The organism is Erwinia sp. QL-Z3 (assembly GCF_004551645.1).
In the GTDB taxonomy this organism is placed as follows: Bacteria; Pseudomonadota; Gammaproteobacteria; order Enterobacterales; family Enterobacteriaceae; genus Erwinia; species Erwinia billingiae.
This window is the reverse complement of record NZ_CP037950.1, coordinates 603,968-628,660: the sequence shown is the minus strand read 5'-3', so window position 1 is coordinate 628,660 and position 24,693 is coordinate 603,968. Positions and strand designations below refer to the sequence as shown.

The following is a 24,693-nucleotide window of genomic DNA, read 5'->3' as shown; positions in this document are numbered from 1 at the left end:
ACAAATTATTAACACATGCAGTGCCAGCCATTATTCAGGCAGAAAAGCCGCCGTCAGAAGCCGCTGACGGCGGTGGTCATCGACTCAGAACGACAGGTCGATCACCACACTGTCGCTGTAACTGCCCGCCACCGGCGTGGCCTGGGTGGTCAGCACCTTCGCGGTGTAGTTGAAGGTGCGGGTCAGGCCATCGGTGCTAAGGGCACTGGAGGCGGTACTCGACACCCGGTCGCTACCGGTTGGCCCCCAGCGCGTGGTGGTGGCATTTTGATAAATCTCGTAGGCCAGCTGGTTGCTGCCGCTGGTCATATAGCGTTGGGTGCCCACCGCATGGCTGCCGTTGCTCATCCCCACCGTATAGGTGCTGCCTTTGGTACAAATCACATTAATCGACTGAGAAATGGTATTGAAACTGCTGACCAGCGGCGCGCTGCCGAAGCTGATATCGGGTGCGGTGATCGTGGTGCAGTCATTGGTGACAATCAGCGTGGTAGTAATGGGTATGGTTCCCGATCCCGTCTGTTGATTGCCCAGCAGACAGAGTCCCAACGCGCCAATGCCGGTACAAATGTTGTAGTTGACCAGGATATTCAGGTTGACGGTATAGGTGCCTGCGGCCACCGTTTGCCCCGGTACCGTGCGCAGGTAGAGCGGAATACTGAAGTTCTGCCCGCCGCCCAGACCAAGCAGGTTCAGCAGCTGCGCCTGGCTGTAGGTGGTGGTGACGCCACCGACCGCGATTTCGGTGGCGCAGGCGGCGTCCGTGCAGGTGCGAAGCGGGATATTGTCGGTGCCGGTGCTGACGGTTTTTAACGTTGCCCGCGTGCCGCTGGTGTAGGTGGCGCTGGCGAGCTGCAGCCTTATATAGTCGGTGGAAAGCAGTGACAGCACGCTGCCCGAGCCGCAGTTGACGTTGACGTTGGCCGTTATGTTGCTGGCAGTGGTATTGACCGCAAACGAACTGACGGTGCCGAAACTGGCGGTGGAAGAGGGCAACGTACAGGCGGCCCAGCCGGGGATCGCGCAGGCCAGCAGCAGCAGGAATAACAGGCAGGAAAGCAGCTTTTTCATGGTGACGTTCCTGAAGAGGGATCGGATGTGAGCGAGCAGGTCAGCGGCCCGTAAGTTTCAAGCGATTTCGGGCGGCCGCCCGCCACAGTGAGCGTTGACGCGCAGTGGCGACCATCCGGCGTTTCTGCGCGGAAAACATTTTCAGTTTTCAGGTTTTCCATCCACACCAGACCATCCCAGCCAACGTATTCGGTTGCCTGACCTTCGCGGAGGATCTGCGTGGACACCGGCAGCGGCTGGCCGTTTTGATCGTGCAGGATCACACTGGCGGCACGCAGCGGTTCAATCGGGAAGTGCAGCAGATAGCCACTGTCCCGCTTAACGGCAAAGCGCTGTTCCACGCTGGAGGTGGTCATGTCCGCCGGCAGATCGAGCGTATCGATGTCGTACTTCGCCGGATAATAGGAGCTGATGCCCGGCACCAGCAGATAGCCGTTGTCATTGGTTTTACCCATCAGTTGGTTTTCATAACGGACATTGATGTTCGGGTAGTCGGTTTTCACCAGCACGAAGGCGTCGTTGACCTGATTGGCGGCAAACAGGCTGCCATCCATCAACACCACCGAGCCGGTTAAATCCGCCCATTCGGTGCTGTAATCCTTGTCGCCATAGAAGCCGGCGGAGGTTTCGATATTGGCGTTACGCCAGCTCAGGCTCGCCTGGCGGTAATCGCTGTCGCTGCTCTGATTGGCATACGAGGCATCCCAGGCAAAACCGCCTTCGGTTGGCATTGCGCGCGAGGCGGTGATGCGTTGTGACGATCCGCCTTGCTGATCGCGTTCCTGACTTACGCTGACCGTGCCCAGATCGCTGAACGGGATCACCAGTGAGATGGCACCGGACCATTCGCCTTCCTGCTGGTCGCGGCTGGCCGAGACGTAGAGGCTGCTGTTGCCCCACAGGTTCTTACTCCACGACAGGTTCCACAGCTGGGTGCGGTCGCCGGTGCCGCTGGTGATATCAATAAAGGCGGCGCCGACGCTGCCATACTGGTTCAGCGACAGGCTGGCACTGTACTGGGCGCTGCGGCGGCTGAGGGTGTATTCCGAGCCGCCGATGTTACCGTTACGATCGCCGTACAGGGCCAGATTGCCGAAGCCCGACGAGCGCACGATATGCTGCGTGCCGACGCTGAAGCGGCTGTTGTTGTACTGATAACCCCAGCTGTACTGCGTGCCGGTATCGCCTTCCATCTGGCTTTGCGTCAGCGCTGCATTGACCACGCCCAGCGAGCCAACTCTCATCTGGCCGCCCGCGCCGCCCACCGCCAGCGCATCGGCACCTTCGGCGTGGCTTTCCAGCGTCAGCCAGTCGTTCAGGCCATAACGATACGAGCCGCTGACCGCACCGGCTCCGTAATCAAAATTCTTCAGACCGTAATTTTCACGCAGCGCACCGGCAGAAAATGAAAAGTCCGACAGGCCGGGTTTCAGCAGGTTACTCGACACATAAAACGGCAGGGTGGTGGTCACGCGCCGGCCCACCGCATCGGTGGTCACCACCACCGCGTTCCCCGCGCCGTTAACGAACGGCATATTGGTCAGTGACCACGGGCCAGGCTGGACGTTGTTACTGCTGTTTTTATAACCGTTCACAAACAGGTCAACGGTTGACGGCACCGCCGCCTGGCCGGAAAACGACGGCAGCGGATAGGTGACCAAATCCGGGCGCACGGAAAAGTCCCTGGCGATCTGGATACCGCCCAGCCTGACGCTGCTGGTCCACGCCAGCGAGTCGGTGATCAGATCGCCCACCCGCCAGCTGAGCGAGTGGTTCTCATCCTGATTACTCCACCAGGTGTCGTAGCGCAGGAAGCCCTCGTCCTGGCTGCCCGGCGTACCGGAAAGCTGTTCCTGATAGACGCCATTGGTAGAAAACTGCCCGCTGTCGCTGAACAGGCGGAATTCGTTCCAGGCAGAAAGTCGGGTGCCGCTGGCCGAGGTGTGGCTGGTATACAGATCGTAATTGAACAGGGCGCCTGCGGTGGTGCGTCCCGGATAGCGCGGGCCGTTGGTTTCGGCGCTGGCGATGGTTTGCTTCGGCAGCCAGGCCGGCGGCACGGTCAGCAGGATGCGCTGACGCGGTCGATCGTATTCGGCTTTGACCTCGGGGAGCGTCGAGACATCGACAATCGAGGCATTTATCTTCGAGGTGGGGATCCCGGCGCGCTGCAGATCGCCCGCGCGCAATAAATAGTGGTCATCCTTAAACTCAACCGGCACCACCTGACCGCTGTCCTGATCGTTCACCACCAGTCCCAGCATGTACTGATTGTTCTGCTGACCTGGCGCAGTTTGTTGCGGCGGCGGCGGCAGTGAGGAAAAGGTCTCCGCGCTGCCGGTTACAGGGAACAGGCAACTGATGATGCCGGTGACGGCCAGGGAGCAGCGTCCCAGTGACGCAACGCATCGCCTGCTCATGCGTTACTGTGAGGAACCGGTACTACGCCAGCTTTTGTTATTTTCCAGCTGCGCGCTCAGTTCCGAACTGTTGGAAGCCGGGAAATTCAACGGGAAGGTATTGCTGGATCCTGCCAGCACATAGCCAAACAGGCTGTTGGACAGAATGCGGCTGCCGAGCGAGACTTTGCTCAGTCTGGCGTGGCCAGAGCCGTTATTGGTGATCCTGATGGCGGAATGGCCATCCTGGCTGACCGTCTGCCAGCTGAGATCGGGCTTAGCCGAGTCGGAGGAAAGGCCTTTACCGTAGGTGAACAGCGGCACCGAGTAACGCATCTGGAAGTTCAGCCCGGCCTGGTCTTTACCCGGCGTTTGCGGGGTGGGGATCTCATCCAGCAATACCCGGTACGCGACCTCCTTGCCTGCCGGTGGCGGCGTCTGATTGATCAACCGCACCAGCTGTTTTTTCCCCGGTTCAATCCTCACCAGCGGCGGGCTCGCGACCACGGTTTGCTGCGTCTGATACTGTTCCTGCCCGTTAATCTGCTGCCAGGTAAACACCCTGACCTGCATTAAGGTGGTGGCTTCTCCCCGGTTCTCCAGCCACAGCTCGGTGGCTTTATCACCGCTGGGGATTTTAGGATCGATAGGCCAGATCAACACCGAGTTACCAGCCCAGGCTGGCGCCACCAGAGCACTGCCCATCAGGCTGATCAGCAGGCCAAAAAGTCGTAGCGTCTTCATTAATCAATCCTTCTGAAATCCCTGTTTTACCAACTCAGCGTCACGGTCAGCGTGTCGCTGTAAGTCCCTGCCCGGTTGACGCCGCTCAGCTGCAGCAGGCCATAAATCGGCAGGGTAATGTTATTTGCATTGCTGTAGGTCAGCGCCACGTTCTGATTCACCGGGATAGCACTTGCCGCACTGTGGCTGGCATTGGTATACAGCGAATAGGCCACCAGATTGGTGTTATTTGCCACCTTCAGATTACGGCTGGAGCCGTAGTTGCTGCCGCCATCAATGCTCATATTCAGCGTGGTGCCGGGCGTGCAGGCCAGCGTGATGGTGGTGCTTTGCACAAACGCGGCGCTGACGCTGCTGCTGCCGACACCCGGTTGGGTGCCAAAATCGAGCGTGCCAAACACGCCCGGATTGGTCCCCGACACCACGCAGCCGTTGACCACCGAAGCGGTCACCTGAAAAGTCTGAGTGGGTAGCGACCAGCTCTGATAACTGATAAACAGCAGCATCAGGCACAGCGGATAAAGCCTCCCGCCTTGTCGCATCACCCACTCCAGCACGTTGTTTTCCCTGTCTTCAGACTCAGTAATTGACGGCTACGTTGATGGTATCGGTGTAGGTGCCTGCCGGAATGGCCGCATTGAATCCACCGCCGGTGATACGACCGTAAATCGGGTAGTTGTCGCCGTTGACCGGATCGGTGGTGCCGGTATTAGTCAGGTTTGTGCTGTTAGCAATTGGCGTGGTGTAAGAGGTGGTGCCATACAGGGTGTAAGCAATTCCCTGTGTGGCGTCACTGCCGAGTACCAGATAGCGTGGCTGTGCCGTCACCGCACCGAACACGGTAGCGGGGGCCGCATTACTGCTGGTGAGCTGAACGTTGTAGGTTTGACCGGTGGTGCAACGGACAAAGATGCCGTTACCCAGCGAGCCGACTAAGGTGGCGTTCAGGGTATCGAAGGTGGCAGCGCTGCTACCAAAGTCTAAGGTACCGAAGTTAACGCCGGTGGTGGCGGACTGACCGTTAACCAGGCAGCCGGTGGTCAGGACCAGCCTTGCGTTAATGGTTCCCGTTGTGGTGGCGGCAAAGCCAGAAGAGGCCACGCCAAGGCTAAGGCCACAGCCCAGCAGAAAAAGCTTCATTTTCATAACCATTCCTTACTGATTAGACAGATGAACGTGCTTTTTCGCCTGATGTGAAATTAATATAAGTGACGCTAAATTCTGCAATAAAATTACTTGATCGCTGTCACAATAAACACCTGAGGGCTGTGCTTCAGGCGTTTGAATTAACAGCTTTGTCTTGTTTTTCTTTACTATAGATCAGCCTGGACCTTGTAGCGAAGCGAAACCTTAAAATAAAGCTTATCAATTTACCGGTAGAAATCATTTCTGCGCCAAACCCTTACCCGATCTGGGTTGTGAAAATAAACGGGACTTTTCCTATTTATAACTTCGCAAAAAAAAGTGCCTCTGCTATGTTCGTAGGATCGCTATTGGCAATTAATAAACGAGATAAATTATAGGGATATCTATCATTGCGCTGTGCTTATTTTATTCAGCTTCCGTTCTTTATTGTCACAGGCATAAAGTTGCCTGATCTTTAGCCGATACACTGATCTCAAAGGCAGTTTTTTTCAGCAATTTTGTTTAACTACCCGGCGCCCGTAAAACGGCATCAGCATCAGAGATTTCCCTATGCTTATGAGCTCCTACGACCAGCTTCTGGTCATCGTTTCCATCTTCGTGGCTTTTCTGGCTTCCTATACCGCACTGGATATGGCGGGCAGAGTGGCGACCACTACAGGCAGAACAGCGCAGGTCTGGCTGTTTGGCGGCGGCTTTGCGATGGGCGTCGGCATCTGGTCGATGCACTTTATCGGCATGCTGGCGATGAACATGGCAATGGTGATGAGTTACGATCCCACGCTGACCGTGGTGTCGATGCTGATTGCGGTGGCGGCCTCTATCTTCGCGCTGGGGATTGTTTGCTACGGCGAACTGCCGCTGCATCGCCTGATGGTAGGCGCGCTGGTGTTAGCCAGCGGCGTGGTGGCGATGCACTACACCGGCATGGCGGCCTTGATGTTCGAGCCGGGCATCATCTGGAACTGGAACTGGATCATGCTGTCGGTGGTGATTGCGCTGGCCGCGTCCACTGCGGCGCTGTGGCTGGCGTTTAAGCTGCGTCAGGGCGCCGGTCGACTGGCGCTGATGCGCGCGGGTGCGGCAACGGTAATGGGCTTTGCGATCGCCGGGATGCACTACACCGGCATGGCGGCCGCCAGCTTCCCGATGCACAGCCACGCCACTGAAATGGGCGTTAACAGCAACTGGCTGGCGGTGCTGGTGGTGGTGGTGACGCTCTCCATTCTGGGGATCACCCTGGTGGTGTCGACGCTGGATGCCCGCCTGCAGGCGCGAACCTCGGTGCTGGCGTCTTCGCTGGCCGATGCCAACCGCGAGCTGGCTCAGCTGGCGCTACACGATAACCTGACCCGCTTACCTAACCGTATTCTGCTGGAAGATCGTCTGGACCAGGCGATGAATAAAGCGGTGCGGGAAAACACCTCTTTTGCGCTGATGTTTATGGATCTTGATGGCTTTAAGGCGGTTAATGATGCCTTCGGCCACCATATCGGTGACAACCTGCTGGTTGCCGTCACCGACCGAATGAACCATCTGCTGAAGGGCCACCACACGCTGGCCCGTCTGGGCGGCGATGAGTTTGTGCTGCTGGTGGAGATCAACGATCCCAATGATGCGGCCACCACGGCCGATATGCTGGTCAAAGCCATCGACCAGCCGTTTGAAATTTCCCGTTATGAACTGATGGTGTCGCTGAGCATCGGCATTGCCGTGTTCCCTGGCGATGGAAGTGACGAGCGCGAGCTGATGTTCAATGCCGATGCTGCCATGTATCACACCAAAAATAACGGCCGTAACGGCTACACCTTCTTCCAGCCGTCGATGAACATGATTGCGCAGAGCCAACTGCAGCTGATTAACGATTTGTGGCTGGCGCAGGAGCGTGAAGAACTCCGTCTGTTCTATCAGCCGAAGTTCTGTGCTCCGCAGGGACCGATCCTCGGATTTGAAGCGTTAATCCGCTGGCAGCACCCGGAGCGCGGCCTGATGTCCCCGGACGTATTCCTGCCGCTGGCGGAAAAAACCGGGCTGATTGTCAGTATCGGCAACTGGGTGATCAACGAAGCCTGTCGCCAGCTGCGTATCTGGCATTTGCAGGGCAATCCGCACTGGTCGGTGGCCGTCAACCTGTCCGCGTTGCAGTTTGAACAGCCCGGGCTGGTGGAAACCGTGCTCACCGCGCTGAAGGTTCATCATATTCCGGCCGAGCTGCTGACGCTGGAAGTGACGGAAACCACCGCGATGCGCGATCCGGATGAAAGCATCCGCATCCTGACGCAGCTGACCGATCTGGGCGTCAAAGCCTCGATTGACGACTTTGGTACCGGCTACTCCAGCCTGCTGTACCTGAAGCGTTTACCGGCCAGCGAGCTGAAAATTGACCGGGCCTTCGTCAATGAGTTACAGGCGCAGAGCGAGGATGCCACCATCGTCACCGCCATTGTGGCGCTGGCGCAGACCCTGAACCTGAAAGTGGTGGCCGAAGGGGTGGAGACCGAAGAACAGCAGGCGTTTCTTACCAGCCTCGGCTGTAACTCTCTGCAGGGCTATCTGCTGGGCCGACCGATCCCACCGGATCAGGTTGCCGGGCTAAAGCACTTCGTCGGTGACACTGAAGTGGACGTGTTGCCGACCCTGAAAAAAGAGCTGATTGGCATCACGCCACTCATCGACACTGTTTAATCTGCCCACGGCAACCTATAATAGTTGCCAAATTCCTAGTTCGGGCATGTAACAGTTTTGGCTAAATACCAGCAGCTCATCGACCAACTCCAGCAGCAGATTTCGTCGGAAGTCTGGCTGCCGGGAGAAAAACTGCCCTCGCTGCGAGAGCAGGTCGCGTTAAGCGGCATGAGTCTGATGACGGTGATGCACGCCTATCAGGTGCTGGAGAGCCAGGGGGGGATCCAGTCCCGTCCGCAGTCCGGCTACTACGTTGCCCCGCGCGCGGACTTCCTCAGCCAGCCCGCCAGCCACCAGAAGGTGCAGCTGGCGGAGTCTGTCGATATCAATGCCTTTATTTTCGACGTGCTGCAAGCCTGCCGCGACCCGCGCATTCTGCCGTTTGGCTCTGCCTTCCCCGATCCTGAACTGTTCCCGCAGCGGCAGCTGATGCGCTCGCTGGCGTCGGTTTCCCACACCATGAAGCCCGCCGACGCGCTGAATAACCTGCCGCCGGGCAATGAAGCCTTACGCAAAACCCTGGCGCAGCGTTACGCCTTGCAGGGCATTCAGGTCTCCCCGGATGAAATCGTTATTACCAACGGTGCGATGGAAGCGCTGAACCTGAGTATGCAGGCGGTCACCGAACCCGGCGACTGGGTAGCGATCGAAAACCCGTGTTTTTACGGTGCGCTACAGGTGATTGAACGGCTGAAGCTGAAGGCTGTGGCGATCGCCACCGATCCGCAGCATGGGATGGATTTAGACGAGCTGGAAAGGGCGCTGCAGCGCTGGCCGATCAAGGCCTGCTGGATGATGACCAACCAGCAGAACCCGGTGGGCCATACGCTGACCAAAGCGAAAAAGCAGCGGCTGGTGGAGATCCTCTCTGCCCATAAGGTGACGCTGATTGAGGATGACGTTTACAACGAACTCTATTTTGGCCATGAAAAGCCGCTGCCCGCTAAAGCCTTTGAGCTGGAGCAAAGCGTGCTGCACTGCTCGTCCTTCTCCAAGAATCTGGTGGCCGGTTTTCGCGTCGGCTGGGTGGTCGCCGGTCAGCACGCGCAGCGCATCCAGCGCTTACAGCTGATGAGCACGCTGTCGACCAGCACGCCGATGCAGCTGGCGCTGGCCAACTATCTTTTGACCCGCAGCTATGACAGCCATCTGCGCAAACTGCGGATGTTGCTGGAGCAGCGCAAGAATCAGGCGCGACAGTCGCTGAAGCGTCATCTGCCGGTGGAAGCACGGATCAACGATTCCCAGGGCGGCTATTTCTTGTGGGTGGAGTTGCCGCGCCAGGTGAACACCACCGAACTTTATTACCGCGCGCTGAACAACAACATCAGTATTGCACCCGGAAAAATGTTCTCGTCAGGCGAACAATACGCGAATTATTTCCGCTTTAACGCGTCATGGGCGTGGGGCGATGCGCAGGAGGCGGCGGTAGCGATTCTCGGGGGATTGATTGCGGAAATGCTGTAAAGACTGAAGCGGACGGACGCAAGGGCAGGAGCTGATGGATGTGATTATTGGGCCAGTTTGCCTGGCCCCATTGCCATCAGATAGTTGAGGCGCGCTGCTGGCCCCAGGTCAGATGATATACGTCGTAGAAATCGACTTCGCCTTTCAGCGACAGCAGCTTTTCAATGCCCTGTTTCACCTTGTCAGAGACCTGGCTACTGGACAGAATCTCCTGAATCGCCTGGTCGGACAGGGTACGAATGTAGTACCACTCGCCGTTATAGCAAACGCGCAGATCCAGCGTATCGATATCTTCAAAACGGTAGCGCGGATTCACATCCAGCATCATCAAGCCGCTCATCAACAGCACAAAAAACGTTGCGCCCCAGAACGCCGGCCAGCCGAGGAATTCGGTGGTGAAACACAGCGCTACGGTCAATGCGTAACAGACATACATTGATATCCATAAGCCGGGATGGTTTTTCAGGAAGGTCATGCTCAGGCGCGGCCGGTTATCACGCTGTTCCTGTTGATTCAGCGTGTCGATCTCGCGTTGCAGTATCTGTTTTACGTCGTGCATTTTTCTCACCTCATTCGTGACTGTTCACAGTAAAACACACTGCGTAAAGTCAGGGCAGACACAGTTTTCATTAATATGGCTATAACAGTTTGCCTACCGTGGTAAACGCCATTGCATCGCGCCTTTTTGAGCCCGATTTCCGTTTCTTTCATTCGGGGGATTTGCCGCTGCGCTGATTTGAGTTAAGTTCCCATAAATTAATAAGTTATGTGATCTGCGCCGTCGCGCAAACATTTCATCTTGTGGATTATTTGCCACAATTAATTAACAACTAATCAAGTCCAGAAACAGGAGACGCCGTATGTTGCCGCAATCTGGGAGCCTACTCACCATGATGTCCTTCGCTGCCGGTACTTTCTCTGCCGGCGCGTCATCCAATCCGCAATATATGACGTTCCAGCCCGCCAGCGGCGTACCGAACAATCCGCTGCCATTGATCATCTATCCGCAGGTCGCACCGGATGATGAAGAAGACATTGCCCGCTTTTTCGAAGATCTGTTTGCCCGCCACCAGTGGCTGCCGCGCTGGCGCTATCCGGTTTTCCCTTACACCCATTACCATCCCAACACCCATGAACTGTTGGGGATTGCTGCCGGTTGGGCGCAAATTCTGTTTGGCGGTGAAACCGGTCGGGCGGTCACCGTCTATGCCGGCGACGCGGTGCTGATCCCGGCGGGCGTTGGCCATCAACAGCTGGCCGCCAGCGATGACTTTTTTGCGGTCGGCGCTTACCCGCGCGGGATGCAGCCAGATACCCGCCGCGATGAGCTGAATCTTCTGAACCAGTCTATAGTAGAAATTAAGCGGGTTCCGATGCCGCAGCATGACCCGATCACCGGCGGTGAAGGGGCCGTCACCGAAATCTGGCACCCGCTGGAACAAAACTGATCGCCGCTGATTAAACGCACCGTTATGGTGCGTTTCCTTTATGACCTCCTTTCCAGGGATACTTCCCGGCGCACCGGCCAGGCCAGGCGTTGATGGTGCCCTCGCACGGCATCAGGCTCCGCTCTGTCACCCTGGGTACTGGCACGCTTTGTGCAGATAAGTAACGGGTTCACCGACAGTGGAAGGGAAATCATGAATCAAGGCTATGAATTAGCATCAACCTTTTATGATGAAATGCTGCTGGGCAGCGGTCAGCACCGCCAGCACTATCGCGACTACTGGCACTGGCTGCAAAAAGCCGACCACGAGGCGATCGCCCGCAAGCGGGAAGAGGCCGAACTTTTGTTTCACCGCGTCGGCATTACCTTCAATGTTTATGGTCAGGATGGCGGCGCTGAGCGCTTGATCCCGTTCGACAGCGTGCCGCGCATTATTCCGGCCAGTGAATGGGCGATGCTGGACAAAGGCATCCGCCAGCGCGTTCAGGCGCTGAATGCCTTCCTCCATGATATCTACCATGAGCAGCACATCCTGAAAGCCGGCATCATCCCGGCGGAGCAGGTGTTGGTTAACGACCAGTATCAACCCTGCATGCAGGGATTGAATCTGCATCGCGATATCTACGCCCATATCTGCGGCGTCGATATGGTGCGTAACAGCGACGGTGAATACTACGTGCTGGAAGACAATCTTCGCACGCCGTCCGGCGTCTCCTACATGCTGGAAAACCGCAAAATGATGATGCGGCTCTACCCGGAACTGTTCGCCCAACAGCGGATTGCGCCGGTCGAACGCTATCCGTCGCATCTGCTGCAAACCCTGCGCGAAAGCTCCCCGGTGAACGATCCGGTGGTGGTAGTGCTGACGCCCGGTCGTTTCAACAGTGCCTACTTTGAGCACAGTTTCCTTGCCCAACAGATGGGCGTGGAGCTGGTCGAAAGTGCCGACCTGTTTGTGAAGGACGGGGCAGTGATGATGCGCACCACGGCGGGCCCGTGCAAAATCGACGTGATTTATCGCCGTGTGGCTGATGCCTACCTCGATCCGCTGGCCTTCCGCGCCGACTCGATGCTCGGCGTGCCGGGGCTACTGTCGGTCTATCGCGCCGGTAATGTGGTGCTGGCGAATGCCATCGGCACCGGCGTAGCGGACGACAAGTCCATCTATCCGTATGTGCCGGATATGATTAAGTTTTATCTCTCCGAAGATCCGATCCTCAATAACGTGCCGACCTGGCAGTGCCGTCGCCCGGACGAGCTCTCGTGGGTGCTGGCTAACCTGCCAAAACTGGTGGTGAAAGAGGTGCATGGCGCGGGCGGCTACGGCATGTTGATTGGCCCGGTGGCCACTCAGAAACAGCTGGAAGAGTTCCGTTCGCTGCTGATTGCCCGGCCACAAAACTACATTGCACAGAACACCCTGGCGCTCTCGACCTGCCCGACGTTTGTCGAGCAGGGCCTGGCACCCCGGCATATCGACCTGCGGCCGTTTGCCCTCAGCGGGGCTGAAATCCGGCTGGTGCCGGGCGGGTTAACGCGGGTGGCGCTGACCGAGGGTTCGCTGGTGGTGAACTCATCGCAGGGCGGTGGGACTAAGGATACCTGGGTGCTGGAGGATGACCAATGCTGAGTCGCACAGCCAGTGGATTGTACTGGATGGCGCGCTATTTAGAGCGTGCCGAAAACATTGCCCGCGTGCTGGACGTGACCAACCGTCTGTCGCTGATGCCGGTGCGCAGCAGTCACGACGATGAGCTGCACGTGCCGCTGAACCTGACCAGCACCAGCGAGTTGTTCTGGACGCTTAATGACAAGCTGGCGATGCCGCAGCTGTTCAATTTCTTTGTGCTCGATGAACGCAATCCGGGCAGTATTTTTTGCTGCTGGGAATCGGCGTGGAATAACGCGCACGCTGTGCGCGGCAGCCTCTCTTCTGAAGTGTGGGAAAGCATCAACTCCAGCTGGATTGAGATGCGTAAGCTACGGCGCAAAGGCGTCAGCAGCATCGGCGCGGATGCCTTTTTCGACTGGGTAAAAGAGCGTTCGCACCTGTTTCGTGGCGCGATGTTTGGCACGCTGATGCGCGGCGATGCGATGAGCTTTATCCGCCTCGGCACGCTGCTGGAGCGGGCGGACTGCACCGCCAGATTGCTGGACGTGACCCACTATCTGACCGAGCAGGACGACGACTCGGTGCGCGAATATTACCGGCTGGACACCCTGCTGCGCTCGGTATCGGCGCGCGAGGCTTACCACACCATCTACAAACAGGAGCTGGCCAGTGCCAGCGTTAATGAGATGCTGATCCTGCGGGAAGAGAGCCCGCGATCCTTACGATCCTGCATTGATGAAATTTCCAACCAGCTAAACTTGATCGGTGGCAGTGGTGAAAATCGCCCGCGTCTGCTGGTGACGGTGCTGGATGCAGAGCTGCGCTTCACCTCGTATGACTCGCTGATAAAAGAGGGGATCCACAGCTGGCTGCAGGATTTCCTTGGCGACCTTGGCAACATTGCCGTGAGCATTCAACAGACTTACCTGGAGGCTAAATGAAACTGGATATCGCCCATAAGACCCTTTTCAGTTATCAGAGTCTGGTGAAGCAAAGCACCCAGTATCTGCGCCTGACGCCGCAGAATTCGGTCCATCAGAACATTATTTCCTGGGAATTGATCCTGCCCGAGCAGGCGATCTGTACCACCGATACCTACGGCAACGTGCTGCACGTGCTGACGCTGGATACGCCGCACCAGTCGATTGAGATTGAAGCGCGCGGCATGGTGGAAATCCTCGATGATGGCGACATGGCGCCGGATCCGGACAGCTGTCTGTCGCCGTTAGTGTTCCTGCGCGTGACGCCGTTAACTCAGCCTGATGCGGCAATCCGCGACTTTGCCCTGCGCTATTTCCGCCCGGAAGCGCCAATGGCCAGCCTGGACCGGTTGATGGACGAGTTATTACTGAAAATGCCTTATCAGCCGGGTAGCACAATGGTTACTGATAACGCCGCGAAAGTATTTGCCGCGGGCACCGGGGTTTGCCAGGATCACAGCCACGTGTTCCTGGCCTGCTGTCGCAGCCTGCATATCCCCGCTCGCTATGTAAGCGGATACCTTTATACTGACACCGTTGAACATGTGGCTACGCACGCCTGGGTTGAGGCCTGGGTGGACGGCAGCTGGCACAGCTTTGATATCACCAATAATACCCGCAGCACGCGTCAGCATCTCAAGCTGGCAGTGGGCGTAGATTATATGGATGCCTGCCCGGTGCGGGGCATGAGGCTGGGCGGCGGAAGCGAAGACATGTTAGCGGTGGCTGCGGTGCAACTGGTGAATTCGCAGCAGTAATTAATGACTCGGGCAAACTATGACTTACTGTGTGGCAATGCGTTTATCGTCAGGGATGATTTTTGTTTCGGACTCCCGAACCAATGCGGGCGTCGATCATATTTCGTCCTTCCGTAAGCTTCATGTTTTCCAACAGGACGATGAGCGCACGCTGGTCCTGCAAAGTGCCGGCAACCTGGCCACCACGCAAAGTGCCCTCAGCCTGTTAAGGCGCGGGTGCGAAGACGCGAAGAAGCCCAACCTGATGAGCTGCAGCAACATGTACGATGTGGCGCTGCTGGTGGGCGATACGCTGCGTGAAGTGATCAAACGGGACGGGGAAGAGTTTGGCGGCACGCTGATGTTGGGCGGCCAGATCAAAGGTGAAGAGCCGCGGCTGTTCCAGATCTACCCGCAGGGCAATTTCATCGAGTCGAGCACCGACACGCCGTATTTCCAGATTGGCGAAAGCAAGTACGGCAAACCGATTATCGACCGCGTGCTGCGCTTTGATACGCCGCTGGACCAGGCGATGCAGTGCGCGCTGATCTCGATGGACTCCACGCTGGCCAGTAACATCTCGGTCGGACTGCCGCTGGACGTGATGATTTATCCCACCGACAGTTACAGCATCGCGCAACAGTATCACCTGACCGAAAAGCATCCCTACTACTCACAAATCCGCCAGCTGTGGAGCGCCGGTCTGCTCAGCGTCTTCGCTCAGTTACCGCCTTTAGAGCTGGATGAATAGGACGGGCAGGCGCCAGGACGATCGTCACCATCGGCCAACCGCAGCAGCATGCGGTGGCCGATATCATTATCCCAGTTAAAGCTGTTCTGTAGCACCACGATGGCGGTGCGGTGTTTGATGTCCATACCGATATAGCTGGCATAGCCGCCGATAAAGCCGGACTGATACAGAATGCTTTGACCGTCGATATTATTGCTCAGCCAGGCTAACGCGGAAGAGTCATACTTCGGCTCTTTAAAGCGAATGGTGGTGGCATCATCAAATGCCGCGTCCAGCGCCGGATTGCCGCTGCCGTTCATATGCGCATTCAGATAGGTCAACAGGTCGTTGGCGCTGGACCACAGCGAGGCGGCTCCCACCATATTGCCGGCAAAATGCCACTCCGGCACCACTTGCCCCCGACGAACAAATTTAGGCTGATCGCCCGCATGTCCGCGGGCGCGAAGCATATAGCCCGGCAATTGCTCAGGCTGATAGCCGGTATGGCGCAGGCCCAGTGGCGCGATAATCTGCTGGCTGGCGATCTGCTGCGGCGACTGGCCGCTGTGTCGGGTGATCACGTAATCCAGAATCGAATAGCCGAGGTTGGAGTAGATCACCGAACGGTGGGCCGGCGCGGAAAAATCGCGCAGGTAACTAACAAACTCGCCCTGATCCAGGTCGTCATAGAAAGGATTGCCGGTAAACAGATAGTCGGTCAGCTTGCCGAGCATATGCAGCGTGGTCATCTGGCGCGGCAGGCCGGAAGTGTGGGTCGCCAGTTCCATCAGGGTGATCCTGCTGGCATCCGGGCTGAGCGCCACCTCATTGCCTAGCATCTCCCGCAGCGTGCTGTCCCAGCGCAGTTTGCCCTGTTGCACCAGCAGCGCCGCACTCTCTGCGGTGAAGCCTTTGGTCACGGAGCCCACCGCAAACAGCGTATCGCCGGTCAGCGGGATCTGCCGGTCGGTATCGGTAAAGCCGTAGCTGAACACCTGGCGTTTGCCGTCATGCAACAGCGCAACCACCACGCCGGGCGTGCGGTGCGCGTCGATCAATGGTTTGGCCAGCGCATCGATCTGTTGTTTTACCGGCACATGGCAGCTTGCCAGCAGGCTGGCTTCCGGGGAGGTATCGATGCTGTTGCTGGACAGCGAGGCGCAGCCGCTCAATAGCAGGCATGCGGACAGCAACAGGGAGGTCAGGTTATTCATTGCGATAGGCCGTACTGATGATTTTGACTGCCGCGAAATTTTTAACTTTATCAGTAAGGCATCGGCGGGACGATCGTCGCCAGATTTCCATTAGTGCCAAAGATTTACGTTTGCTGGTAAGTAAAATAATCAATAAAAATAATAAGTTATGATTTGTTATAGTGTAACCTGGTGACATTGTGAACGGCAAGCGCTAAGCCCGGTTATCAGCCAGTTCTGAATAATTACGCGAGGAGAACCTGCCAGGCGGATCGGGGAAGGGGCGTAAAATCCTTAATTAACAAGGCGTCCAGCATCGGGCGGTTGGCGACATCGGTCACCACCTGAGTCAGTCCCTCGCGCAGCGCGGCGAGGGTTTCAGCGGATGTGCGGGCGGAAGTGATCACAGGTAAGCCTGGTACGCTCGCCGTTTGGTCAATAATCTTTAACCCACGCAACTCTTCAGGGAAATCCCGCTGAAGCAGAGCCCAGCTGATACAGTCGATGGCGGCAATATCGGCTTGCCCACGGCGAACTAACGCCACGGAACGTCGATGGCCGCCGGAGGCAACGGTGGCAGAAAAGATCGCCGGGCCGCCGGTCATTTTCATCACGCTGTGGTAGCCCGACTGGGAATCTTCGCTGTTAAAGGCCAGCCTGCGGCCGGCAAAATCAGCCAGCGCCTGACCCGATTCCTCTTCCCGCACCACCAGCCAGCTGGTGTAATTCGGGCCATCGCAACCGGCCGCCGAGTAGCAAAACGCCCCGACCACCTGAACGCCCGGCAGCAGGGTGACCAGCGGATAGCCGCAGGTCTGGCTAAGCAGCAGATCGTCACGTTGCCAGTGAGGCAACAAGGGAACCGGCCAGCTCAGGGCGGTGGGCGTCGTGAGCGACGGCAGAGTGTTCCTCAGCGTCTGCCAGAAGGCTTCCACATGCTGGGGCGTGAAGGGGTACATCGGCAGTGAGGCAATCATCTGTGCTTTTTGCTCCATCGGCAAACGGGTGGACAGTCACCGCGATCGGGGTAATTAACGCGGGCAGCCACGCGCGGTAACCGTCGACCACAAAACCTTCGCTGCGCTGCCGGTACGCCGCTTTATCGGCCAGATAAACCTCGCGCAGGCCATACCACGGCAGGCCCGGCAGATCGTGATGTACCAAATGATAGTTCAGATTCAAAAACAGCAGTCGCCAGAACGGCCCCGCCTCGTTGAGCACCGAACGTGCCTGCGGATTCTCTTCCGCCCGGTGCTCGTAAAAGGAGCGGATTTTGGTCAGACTCAGGCTGAAATAGCTCACGGCGAACAGGTAGTAGCCGGTTGCAATACCGTGCCGTTCCAGCCAGTAAAACACGCCGGCCAGCAGCAGCCCGTGATTTAGCCACATCAGCATTTCGCGCCAGTCACCGGCGAGTATTTTGCGCACGGCATCCTGCGCGGTGCCAACGATATCCAGCAGCGGGCCAAGCACCACCCGGCCGCTTAAGGTGTTGCGCACCGCCGCCAGCAGCGGAAACAGGCGCGGATAGCGTTGCCAGTGCGCCGCACTGTAATAGTAGGTTTCTGGATCTTCTTCCGGCAGCGTCAGGAACTCATTGCGGTGATGTTTCAGGTGCGAATCGCGATACAGCCGGTAGGGATACCAGACGGCCAGCGGCAGTTGCGCCAGCAGCTGATTCACCCGCGCCCACCGGGTGGGATGGCCGTGAATACATTCATGTTGCAGCGACATATACCAGGTGGTCAGCAGCACCAGCAGCGGCGTGCCGATCCACGGCGTTAACGCCTGCCAGTTCGCCACCACGCCAAACCAGCCGGCATACACGGTGACGATCACCGCCCAGGTGGGCAGTTCGCTTTGCCACAACCAGTGGGCTTCACGCCGTTTAATGGCGCGGCGCTGTGACGCATGCAGGTAATCAGCCATAACTCTCTCCTGAAACAGAGCGTTCAGTATGCCGTGGCTGAAAATCGCGCGGAAATAGTGAATACGTATGAAGTTATGCGCTTAATGGCAATGCTGGCGGCGTGCGGCCAGCGATGAATACCGACCGCCGCTGCAGGCTTCTTTTTGTCGTCATTTATTCGCCATGAAAGCGTCATTCAGGCTCTTTACTGTCGCGGTAAACCGCCTGGAGAGATGCCTGTGTTTACTATTGAATCCGTATTAGACGACCTCTGCCCACAGCGAAATACCCCCGGCTGGCAAAAATCCCTGCTCAGGATCCTGCTGCGCGAAAAAGAGTTTCAGCAGTTCAATCAGAAATACCGCCACCTCAAAGGGCTGGATATGGCGGAACAGGTGCTCGATTACTTCGATATCCGCTGCGAACTGAGCGAGCGCGATCTGGAGCAGATCCCGAGTCAGGGGCCGGTAGTGATTGTCGCCAACCATCCGCTGGGCACGCTGGATGGCCTGGCCCTGTTACACGCGGTTTCGCAGGTGCGCCGCGATGTAAAAATTGTCACCAACCGGCTGCTGAACTGCCTGGAGTCGCTGAGCAGCCTGATGCTGCCGGTCGACAATATGGGCAACCGCACCAACCGCCAGCAGCTGGCGCAGATGCAGGAGCAGCTGGAAAATCAGGGCGTGCTGATCTTCTTTCCGGCGGGCGAAGTCTCGCGGTTTGGCAGCAAAGGAGTGAAGGACGGCAAATGGAACCACGGCTTTGTGCGGCTGGCCGCCCGTTTCCGCGCGCCAGTCGTGCCGATCCCCGTCAGCGGGCGCAATACCTCGCTGTTCTATCTCACCTCGATGATCTACCCGCCGCTGTCGATGCTGTTACTGGTGCGCGAGATGTTCAAAAACCGTGGCGCACGGCTCAAGCTGACCATCGGCGCGCGCATTCCTTATGCCCACTGGCATGACGGCCACACGCCGGCCAAAGAGCTGGCAAAGCGCTTCCGTCGTCATCTGTACCGCACCGCGCAGGGGAAATCCGGCCTGTTCCAGACCGAACCGGCCATTGCCCGCGCGGAAGACCGTGCGGTGCTGAAGCGCGCGCTGTCAGGCTGTGAAGTGCTGGGCCAGACGGCGGATGGCAAAATGATTTACCTGTGGCGGCGTAACGGCGAAGACTATGTGCCAATCCTGCGTGAGCTGGGCAGGCTGCGGGAAATCGCTTTCCGTGCGGTGGGTGAAGGCAGCGGCAAACGACGCGATCTCGATGACTACGACGACGACTATTACCATCTGATTTTGTGGGATGACGAGGCGCTGGATATTGTTGGCGCCTACCGTTTTCTGCCCACCGCCGAACAGCTGACGCAGAAAGGGCTGGAAGGGATCTACAGCCACAGCCTGTTCCATTACGATCACCGGATGAACGACGTGCTGATGCAGGGCATCGAGCTGGGCCGCAGCTTTATTCAACCCGCGTACTGGGGCAAACGCGGGCTGGATTATCTCTGGCTGGGCATCGGCGCTTACCTGGCGAAATACCCGCAGTACCGCTACCTGTTTGGCCCGGTGTCCATCTCTGGCGGGCTGCCGCTGCCCGCGCGCGATCTTTTGGTGGCCTTCTATCGCCTCTATTTTGCCCCCGCGCTGCCGCTGGCCACGTCACGCCGACCCTATCCGGCTTCGCTGCCCGACGTGCTGGCGCAGTTCAGCGGCGAGGATTATCAGCAGGATCTGAAAACCCTGAAGCGGATGCTGAACAACCTCGGCACCAGCATTCCGCCGTTGTATAAGCAGTACTCCGAGCTGTGCGAACCGGGCGGCGTGCAGTTTATCGATTTTGGCAGCGACCCGGACTTCAATAACTGCATTGATGGCCTGGTGGTGGTGGACTTGATGCAACTGAAATCCACGCGCTTCGATCGCTATATCGCCGTGCATCACTCCTGAATCGCGAGGCCGAACGGCGCGGTTCACTGTAAACATTTATTTCACATTCCATTAACTTATTGATAAGTATTTTGCATGGATAGCGCGCGAATCAAACGCATGCTTCTGCGAAAACGTCATTCCAAAGCAGGGAATATTGCCTGGCGATAGAAGGGCTAATTTGGTTTAAGTGCGGTTGAACTAACGATAAAAAATTCTGCATAACGGTGGCTTACATTTGGTAAGGGTATTCCGCCGTGGGTGAGTGGCGCAGGGCATTACTGTGGTTAGTCTTATCTTTCGCTGGGACTAAAAAGGTCATCGGCTAATAAGACCCTACACAAGGAAGCTCATCATGAACCCCATTACTCGTCGCAGTTTTATGGCATTTGCTGCTGGTGGCACCGTCGCGTTAGCGGCTGGAAAGGTGCACGCTCACGATCAACCGGTGGCGCAACCCTTCACCGGTAAAACCGGCGGGAGCGATCCTGGCCCGAACGATCCGATCCGCATGGGTGAAAATCCCGATATCGTTAATCCTCCGCCGACCGACAGCGGAACCCTGCCCAACCTGCGCTTCTCCTTTAGCGACTCGCACGTCCGCAAGGGCACCGGCGGCTGGACCCGCCAGGTCACGCAGCGTGAACTGGGGATTTCCACCACCATTGCCGGCGTGGATATGCGCCTGAACAGCGGCGGCATTCGCGAGCTGCACTGGCATAAAGAGGGGGAGTGGTCCTATATGCTATATGGTTCAGCGCGCATCACCGCGCTGGATACCGACGGCAACTGGTTTGTTGATGACGTGAACGTCGGCGATCTGTGGTACTTCCCGCCTGGCGTGCCGCACTCGATCCAGGGGCTCGGGCCGGACGGCTGCGAGTTTCTGCTGGCGTTCGACAACGGCGGTTTTGATGAAGACAGTACCTTCCTGCTGAGCGACTGGTTTAAGCATGTTCCGCCGGAGATCCTGGCGAAGAACTTTGGCGTCCCGGCGGAAACCTTTAGCAAGCTGCCTTCGCCCTCCGATGAATATATCTTTGCCGGCAAGGTGCCCGGCGCACTGAATGCCGATGCGATCGGCGGCGCAACCCGCTCCAGCATTGCTTTCAGTCACAGGATGCTGGCGCAGGATCCGATTACATTGAAAGGCGGCACGGTGCGCATCACCGACTCCTCCACCTTTAAAGTGTCGAAAACCATCGCCGCTGCGCTGGTGGAGCTGCAACCCGGCGCGATGCGTGAACTGCACTGGCATCCGAACAACGACGAGTGGCAATACTATCTGGAAGGGGAAGGCCGGATGGGGGTGTTTGCCTCGTCCGGCCAGGCGCGCACCTTTGACTTCCGCGCGGGCGACGTCGGCTACGTGCCTTTTGCCATGGGGCATTACATCGAGAATACCGGTGATAAGCCGCTGCGTTTCCTTGAGCTGTTTAAAAGCAGCTACTACGCCGATATTTCCCTCAATCAGTGGCTGGCCTCAACGCCGCCTGAGCTGGTGAAACAGCATCTGCATCTGGATGACCGCTTTATGCAGGCGCTGGATAAAACCAAAAAACCGATCGTGAGCTAGTCATCACCTCAGCGGGCGGCGTCCGGTTTCGCCCGCGTTTAATCCCCCCGCAACGGGCGCAAATGGTAACAGAATATGCCTTGCAACATTTCTGTCATAATTGTCTTCTAGTCTGCTCTCCAGGCAGTTAACACCTTCAATTTCATAAGGAACGGCAATGCGCTATCGTTACTCTCTGCTGGCAGGCGCACTGGTGCTCAGCCAGTTGGCCCAGGCGAAACCGGCAACACTGACCTTCGAACATATCCGCGCCATCGCCGACACCACCACACCCGCCAGCGACCCACAGTTTGTCGCCTTTGATGCGGCAATCCAGCAGTCGCTGATCGCCGCGCTGAAAGGGGATGCCGCCACCCTGACGCGTGACCAGCTGGACGACACCAAACAGAGCAAAATGCTGGCGGATAAAAAGTGGCTGAAAGAGAGTGGCTACGACTTCCAGAAGAAAGCCAATCAGCAGGCGGGTATCCAGCTGTTAACGGCGTTCCCGGCATTGCCGAAAAGCACCATTGCCGCCAGCCTGAAAACCGTGGAGAACGTTAACCTGAATGCCAGCCAGGGCCAGCGCACGCAGGCATTGATCGACGCCGAAGGCCAGGATCATCTGTTCTTCCTGGCGGATGCGCTGGGACCGAAACTGGGCCAGGCCTTCCTGAACGCTTACAACAAAGGCGAGATCGGCAAAGCCGCCGCGTTGATCAAAGCCAGCGAAGTCAGCACCAGCGCCGCTAAAAAACAGTTCAACAATCCGCGTCCGTTCCTGATCGACGGCAACAGCATTCACTTTGTGCCGGACACGGCGGTGGTGAAGGACAACAAACCTTACAGCGCCACCGAAGGATCCTATCCGAGCGGCCACACCAATACCGCCTATACCGATGCCTTATTGCTGGGCGAAATGCTGCCAGAGCGGTTTGTGCCGCTGGTGGATCGTGCGGCCCGCTACGGCTATTCGCGCATGGTGCTGGGCGTGCATTACCCGATCGACCTGATCGGATCGCGGATGGTGGCGCAGCGTAACGTGGCCCATTATCTCAATGATGCGAAGTATCGCGGCCTGTTTATTGAGGCACGCGATCAGCTGCGTCACGCGCTGGAGAAGGAGTGCGGCACCTCACTGGAGGTCTGTGCTAAACCGGCTGGCGAAGCCGATCCCTATACCGCGCCTGAGATGAAAACCTTCTACCGCTTCACCATGACCTACAACCTGCCACAGCAGAAAGTGAAGGTCTCGCCGGTGGTGGTGCCAGAAGGGGCGGAAGTGCTGCTGAAAGGGCCCTTGCCCGATCTGACCGATGCCCAGCGTCGTCAGCTGATGGTGTCTACCGCGCTTGCCGGCGGCTATCCGCTTTCCGGCAACACGCCAGAGCAGAACTTCTGGCAGCGCCTGAACCTGCAGGATGCGGTGGCTGCCGCGCACCGCTAGCCGTCAGCCAGAAAGCAGAAGGGGCAACCGTGGTTGCCCCTTTTTACCTTACGCCGCCAGGAAACTAGCCCTGGGTCGGCATGCCCGGCCAGACGCCCGGCCCGATCGGCAGGCCCAGCGCGTACCACGCCAGCAGCAGCAGGAACCACACGCTAAAGAACACCAGCGGATAGGGCATGATCAGCATGTAGTAAGTGCCCAGCTGCGCGTCTTTGCGGTAGCGCTGCAGGAAGCCGAGGAACAGCGGCAGGAACGGCGACATCGGGGCCAGCGGCAGCACCGACGAGTCGGCAATGCGGAAAATCATCTGGGCGAACGCCGGATGGAAGCCCAGCAGCATAAACATCGGCACAAAGATCGGCGCCAGAATTGACCAGATCGCCGAACCGCTGGCGATAAACATGCACAGGAACGCCGACAGGAACATCAGCCCGATAAAGGCCGGCGCACCGGTCATCCCGGCGGACTCCAGAATATCGGTCAGCCCCACCGCCATAAACTTGCCCATGTTGCTCCAGTTAAAGAACGCCACGAACTGCGACAGCGGGAACACCATCACGATAAAGCCCGCCATGCTCTTCATCGGTTCGATCAGCTGTTGCGGAATATCGTCCGGGCGCTGGATCTGTTTGGTCACCACACCGTAGGTAATCGCCACTACAAAAAAGAACAGAATGATCAGCGGCACGATGCCCTGAATAAACGGCGACGGGATGATTGAGCCGGTGCCCGGCTGACGCAGCGGCGAGCCTTCCGGCACCACCAGCAGCGCCACCAGCGCAACAAAAATCAGCCCGGCGATGCCGCTCATCATCAGCCCGCGATTCTGACTCGGCGTCAGCGTGGCCAGCTGCTCATTGCTGTTGCCTTTCCATGCCGGCAGGCGCGGTTCAACAAACTTATCGGTCAGCAGACCGCCGGCAAGGGTCAGCACCACCACCGATGAGGCCATAAAGAACCAGTTATCGACCACGCTGACGTGCACCGTATCACTGACGGCTTTGGCCGCTTCGGTGCTGATGCCGGAGAGCAACACGTCGGTGGTGACAATCAACAGGTTGGCAGTAAAGCCGGAGGCTACACCGGCAATGGCGGCCAGCAGGCCAGCCACCGGATGACGACCCACCGCGATAAACATCAGCGCGCCCAGCGGCGGCATTACCACCAGCGCGGCATCGGAAGAGATATGGCTGAAGAAGGCGATAAACAGCACCATATAGCTGGCATACCGGGCGCTGACAAACGACGCCATCTTATGCATCAGCGCCTGCAACAGGCCGACTTTTTCCGCCAGTCCGGCACCGATCATCAGCGCCAGAATCGATCCCAGTGGTGCAAAGCCGCTGAAGTTTTTGATGATGTTCGGCAGGATCCACTGGATCCCCGCAACGCTCAGCAGGTTCTTAACGTGGATGATCTCGCCGTTGGCCGGGTTCTTCACCGACACGCCCAGCCAGGAGATCGCTGCGGTCGACACCATCAGCACCACGATCAGGTAAACGAACAGCAGGAAGGGATTCGGGATCTTATTGCCGACCCGCTCAATCCAGTAAAAAATCTTGCCTGGGCTTTTCCCCGGGCTGGTTGCTTCACTCATGCTTTACCCTCGGTCTTGGTTGTGTTTGCTTATGCTTATAATTTTTGGGCTGGGA

20 protein-coding genes are annotated in these 24,693 nt (G+C 57.7%); 10 read left to right on the top strand and 10 right to left on the bottom strand.

What is annotated here, in order from left to right; genetic code table 11:
- Positions 1 to 84 precede the first annotated feature (84 nt).
- From E2F51_RS03525 to E2F51_RS03505, 5 genes are read right to left on the bottom strand one after another with little or no spacing between them, the layout of a single operon-like run.
- Positions 85 to 1,071, bottom strand: coding sequence for a spore coat U domain-containing protein (locus E2F51_RS03525; protein WP_134822756.1), 987 nt, complete (start codon positions 1,069 to 1,071; stop codon positions 85 to 87).
- Positions 1,068 to 3,491, bottom strand: coding sequence for a fimbria/pilus outer membrane usher protein (locus E2F51_RS03520; RefSeq protein WP_134822755.1), 2,424 nt, complete (start codon positions 3,489 to 3,491; stop codon positions 1,068 to 1,070). The genes E2F51_RS03525 and E2F51_RS03520 overlap by 4 nt, the downstream gene beginning before the upstream one ends.
- 3 nt (positions 3,492 to 3,494) lie before the next feature.
- Entirely contained in the window at positions 3,495 to 4,214 is a 720-nt protein-coding gene (locus E2F51_RS03515) for a molecular chaperone (RefSeq protein WP_013203834.1), read from the bottom strand.
- A 26-nt stretch (positions 4,215 to 4,240) separates the two neighbouring features.
- Positions 4,241 to 4,756 (bottom strand): spore coat U domain-containing protein, encoded by a 516-nt coding sequence (locus tag E2F51_RS03510; protein WP_134822754.1) that lies wholly within the window; start codon positions 4,754 to 4,756, stop codon positions 4,241 to 4,243.
- Positions 4,757 to 4,793: 37 nt separating this feature from the next.
- Positions 4,794 to 5,360: a spore coat protein U domain-containing protein gene (locus tag E2F51_RS03505; protein WP_013203832.1), complete on the bottom strand. Its 567-nt coding sequence runs from the start codon at positions 5,358 to 5,360 to the stop codon at positions 4,794 to 4,796.
- A gap of 549 nt (positions 5,361 to 5,909) precedes the next feature.
- Here E2F51_RS03505 and E2F51_RS03500 point away from each other — a divergent pair.
- Together E2F51_RS03500 and E2F51_RS03495 are read left to right on the top strand one after the other, a co-directional pair.
- Entirely contained in the window at positions 5,910 to 8,042 is a 2,133-nt protein-coding gene (locus E2F51_RS03500; RefSeq protein WP_134822753.1) for a bifunctional diguanylate cyclase/phosphodiesterase, read from the top strand.
- A gap of 57 nt (positions 8,043 to 8,099) precedes the next feature.
- Positions 8,100 to 9,509, top strand: a complete 1,410-nt coding sequence (locus E2F51_RS03495; protein WP_134822752.1) for a PLP-dependent aminotransferase family protein — start codon at positions 8,100 to 8,102, stop codon at positions 9,507 to 9,509.
- 76 nt (positions 9,510 to 9,585) lie between these two features.
- Here E2F51_RS03495 and E2F51_RS03490 read toward each other — a convergent pair whose 3' ends face one another.
- On the bottom strand, positions 9,586 to 10,068 hold the full coding sequence (locus E2F51_RS03490) for a YlaC family protein (protein WP_013203829.1): 483 nt from the start codon (positions 10,066 to 10,068) through the stop codon (positions 9,586 to 9,588).
- Between the two features lie 301 nt (positions 10,069 to 10,369).
- On the opposite strand from E2F51_RS03490, the gene E2F51_RS03485 reads away from it, so the two are divergent.
- The 5 genes from E2F51_RS03485 to E2F51_RS03465 all read left to right on the top strand — a co-directional run bounded on the left by E2F51_RS03485 (position 10,370) and on the right by E2F51_RS03465 (position 15,036).
- On the top strand, positions 10,370 to 10,957 hold the full coding sequence (locus tag E2F51_RS03485; RefSeq protein WP_041692125.1) for a cupin domain-containing protein: 588 nt from the start codon (positions 10,370 to 10,372) through the stop codon (positions 10,955 to 10,957).
- Positions 10,958 to 11,149: 192 nt separating this feature from the next.
- The gene (locus E2F51_RS03480) at positions 11,150 to 12,586 is read left to right on the top strand and encodes a circularly permuted type 2 ATP-grasp protein (RefSeq protein ID WP_167738379.1); all 1,437 of its coding nucleotides are present in this window, start codon (positions 11,150 to 11,152) and stop codon (positions 12,584 to 12,586) included.
- Positions 12,580 to 13,509 (top strand): alpha-E domain-containing protein, encoded by a 930-nt coding sequence (locus tag E2F51_RS03475; RefSeq protein WP_013203826.1) that lies wholly within the window; start codon positions 12,580 to 12,582, stop codon positions 13,507 to 13,509. Before E2F51_RS03480 ends, E2F51_RS03475 begins: the two co-directional genes overlap by 7 nt.
- Complete coding sequence (locus tag E2F51_RS03470) at positions 13,506 to 14,306, top strand: transglutaminase family protein (protein ID WP_053144775.1); 801 nt, start codon at positions 13,506 to 13,508, stop codon at positions 14,304 to 14,306. Before E2F51_RS03475 ends, E2F51_RS03470 begins: the two co-directional genes overlap by 4 nt.
- A 19-nt stretch (positions 14,307 to 14,325) precedes the next feature.
- Positions 14,326 to 15,036 carry a proteasome-type protease gene (locus E2F51_RS03465; RefSeq protein WP_013203824.1) on the top strand — a complete coding sequence of 237 codons (711 nt, stop codon included), beginning with the start codon at positions 14,326 to 14,328 and terminating at the stop codon, positions 15,034 to 15,036.
- Here E2F51_RS03465 and E2F51_RS03460 read toward each other — a convergent pair.
- The 3 genes from E2F51_RS03460 to E2F51_RS03450 all read right to left on the bottom strand — a co-directional run bounded on the left by E2F51_RS03460 (position 15,006) and on the right by E2F51_RS03450 (position 18,137).
- Complete coding sequence (locus E2F51_RS03460) at positions 15,006 to 16,229, bottom strand: serine hydrolase (RefSeq protein WP_134822751.1); 1,224 nt, start codon at positions 16,227 to 16,229, stop codon at positions 15,006 to 15,008. The genes E2F51_RS03465 and E2F51_RS03460 overlap by 31 nt on opposite strands.
- A 224-nt stretch (positions 16,230 to 16,453) precedes the next feature.
- Positions 16,454 to 17,062: a phosphate/phosphite/phosphonate ABC transporter substrate-binding protein gene (locus E2F51_RS03455; protein ID WP_245174167.1), complete on the bottom strand. Its 609-nt coding sequence runs from the start codon at positions 17,060 to 17,062 to the stop codon at positions 16,454 to 16,456.
- Complete coding sequence (locus E2F51_RS03450; RefSeq protein WP_134822749.1) at positions 17,043 to 18,137, bottom strand: fatty acid desaturase; 1,095 nt, start codon at positions 18,135 to 18,137, stop codon at positions 17,043 to 17,045. Before E2F51_RS03450 ends, E2F51_RS03455 begins: the two co-directional genes overlap by 20 nt.
- Before the next feature lie 219 nt (positions 18,138 to 18,356).
- On the opposite strand from E2F51_RS03450, the gene E2F51_RS03445 reads away from it, so the two are divergent.
- The 3 genes from E2F51_RS03445 to E2F51_RS03435 all read left to right on the top strand — a co-directional run bounded on the left by E2F51_RS03445 (position 18,357) and on the right by E2F51_RS03435 (position 23,041).
- A complete protein-coding gene (locus E2F51_RS03445; protein WP_134822748.1) occupies positions 18,357 to 20,060 on the top strand; it encodes a lysophospholipid acyltransferase family protein in 1,704 nt (567 codons plus the stop codon).
- A 334-nt stretch (positions 20,061 to 20,394) separates the two neighbouring features.
- Positions 20,395 to 21,615: an oxalate decarboxylase family bicupin gene (locus tag E2F51_RS03440; protein WP_105760206.1), complete on the top strand. Its 1,221-nt coding sequence runs from the start codon at positions 20,395 to 20,397 to the stop codon at positions 21,613 to 21,615.
- 157 nt (positions 21,616 to 21,772) lie between these two features.
- On the top strand, positions 21,773 to 23,041 hold the full coding sequence (locus tag E2F51_RS03435) for a phosphatase PAP2 family protein (protein ID WP_134822747.1): 1,269 nt from the start codon (positions 21,773 to 21,775) through the stop codon (positions 23,039 to 23,041).
- Between the two features lie 64 nt (positions 23,042 to 23,105).
- Here the strand turns inward: E2F51_RS03435 and abgT are convergent, their stop codons facing one another.
- A complete protein-coding gene (gene abgT, locus E2F51_RS03430) occupies positions 23,106 to 24,638 on the bottom strand; it encodes a p-aminobenzoyl-glutamate transporter (protein WP_053144760.1) in 1,533 nt (510 codons plus the stop codon).
- Between the last annotated feature and the right edge of the window lie 55 nt (positions 24,639 to 24,693).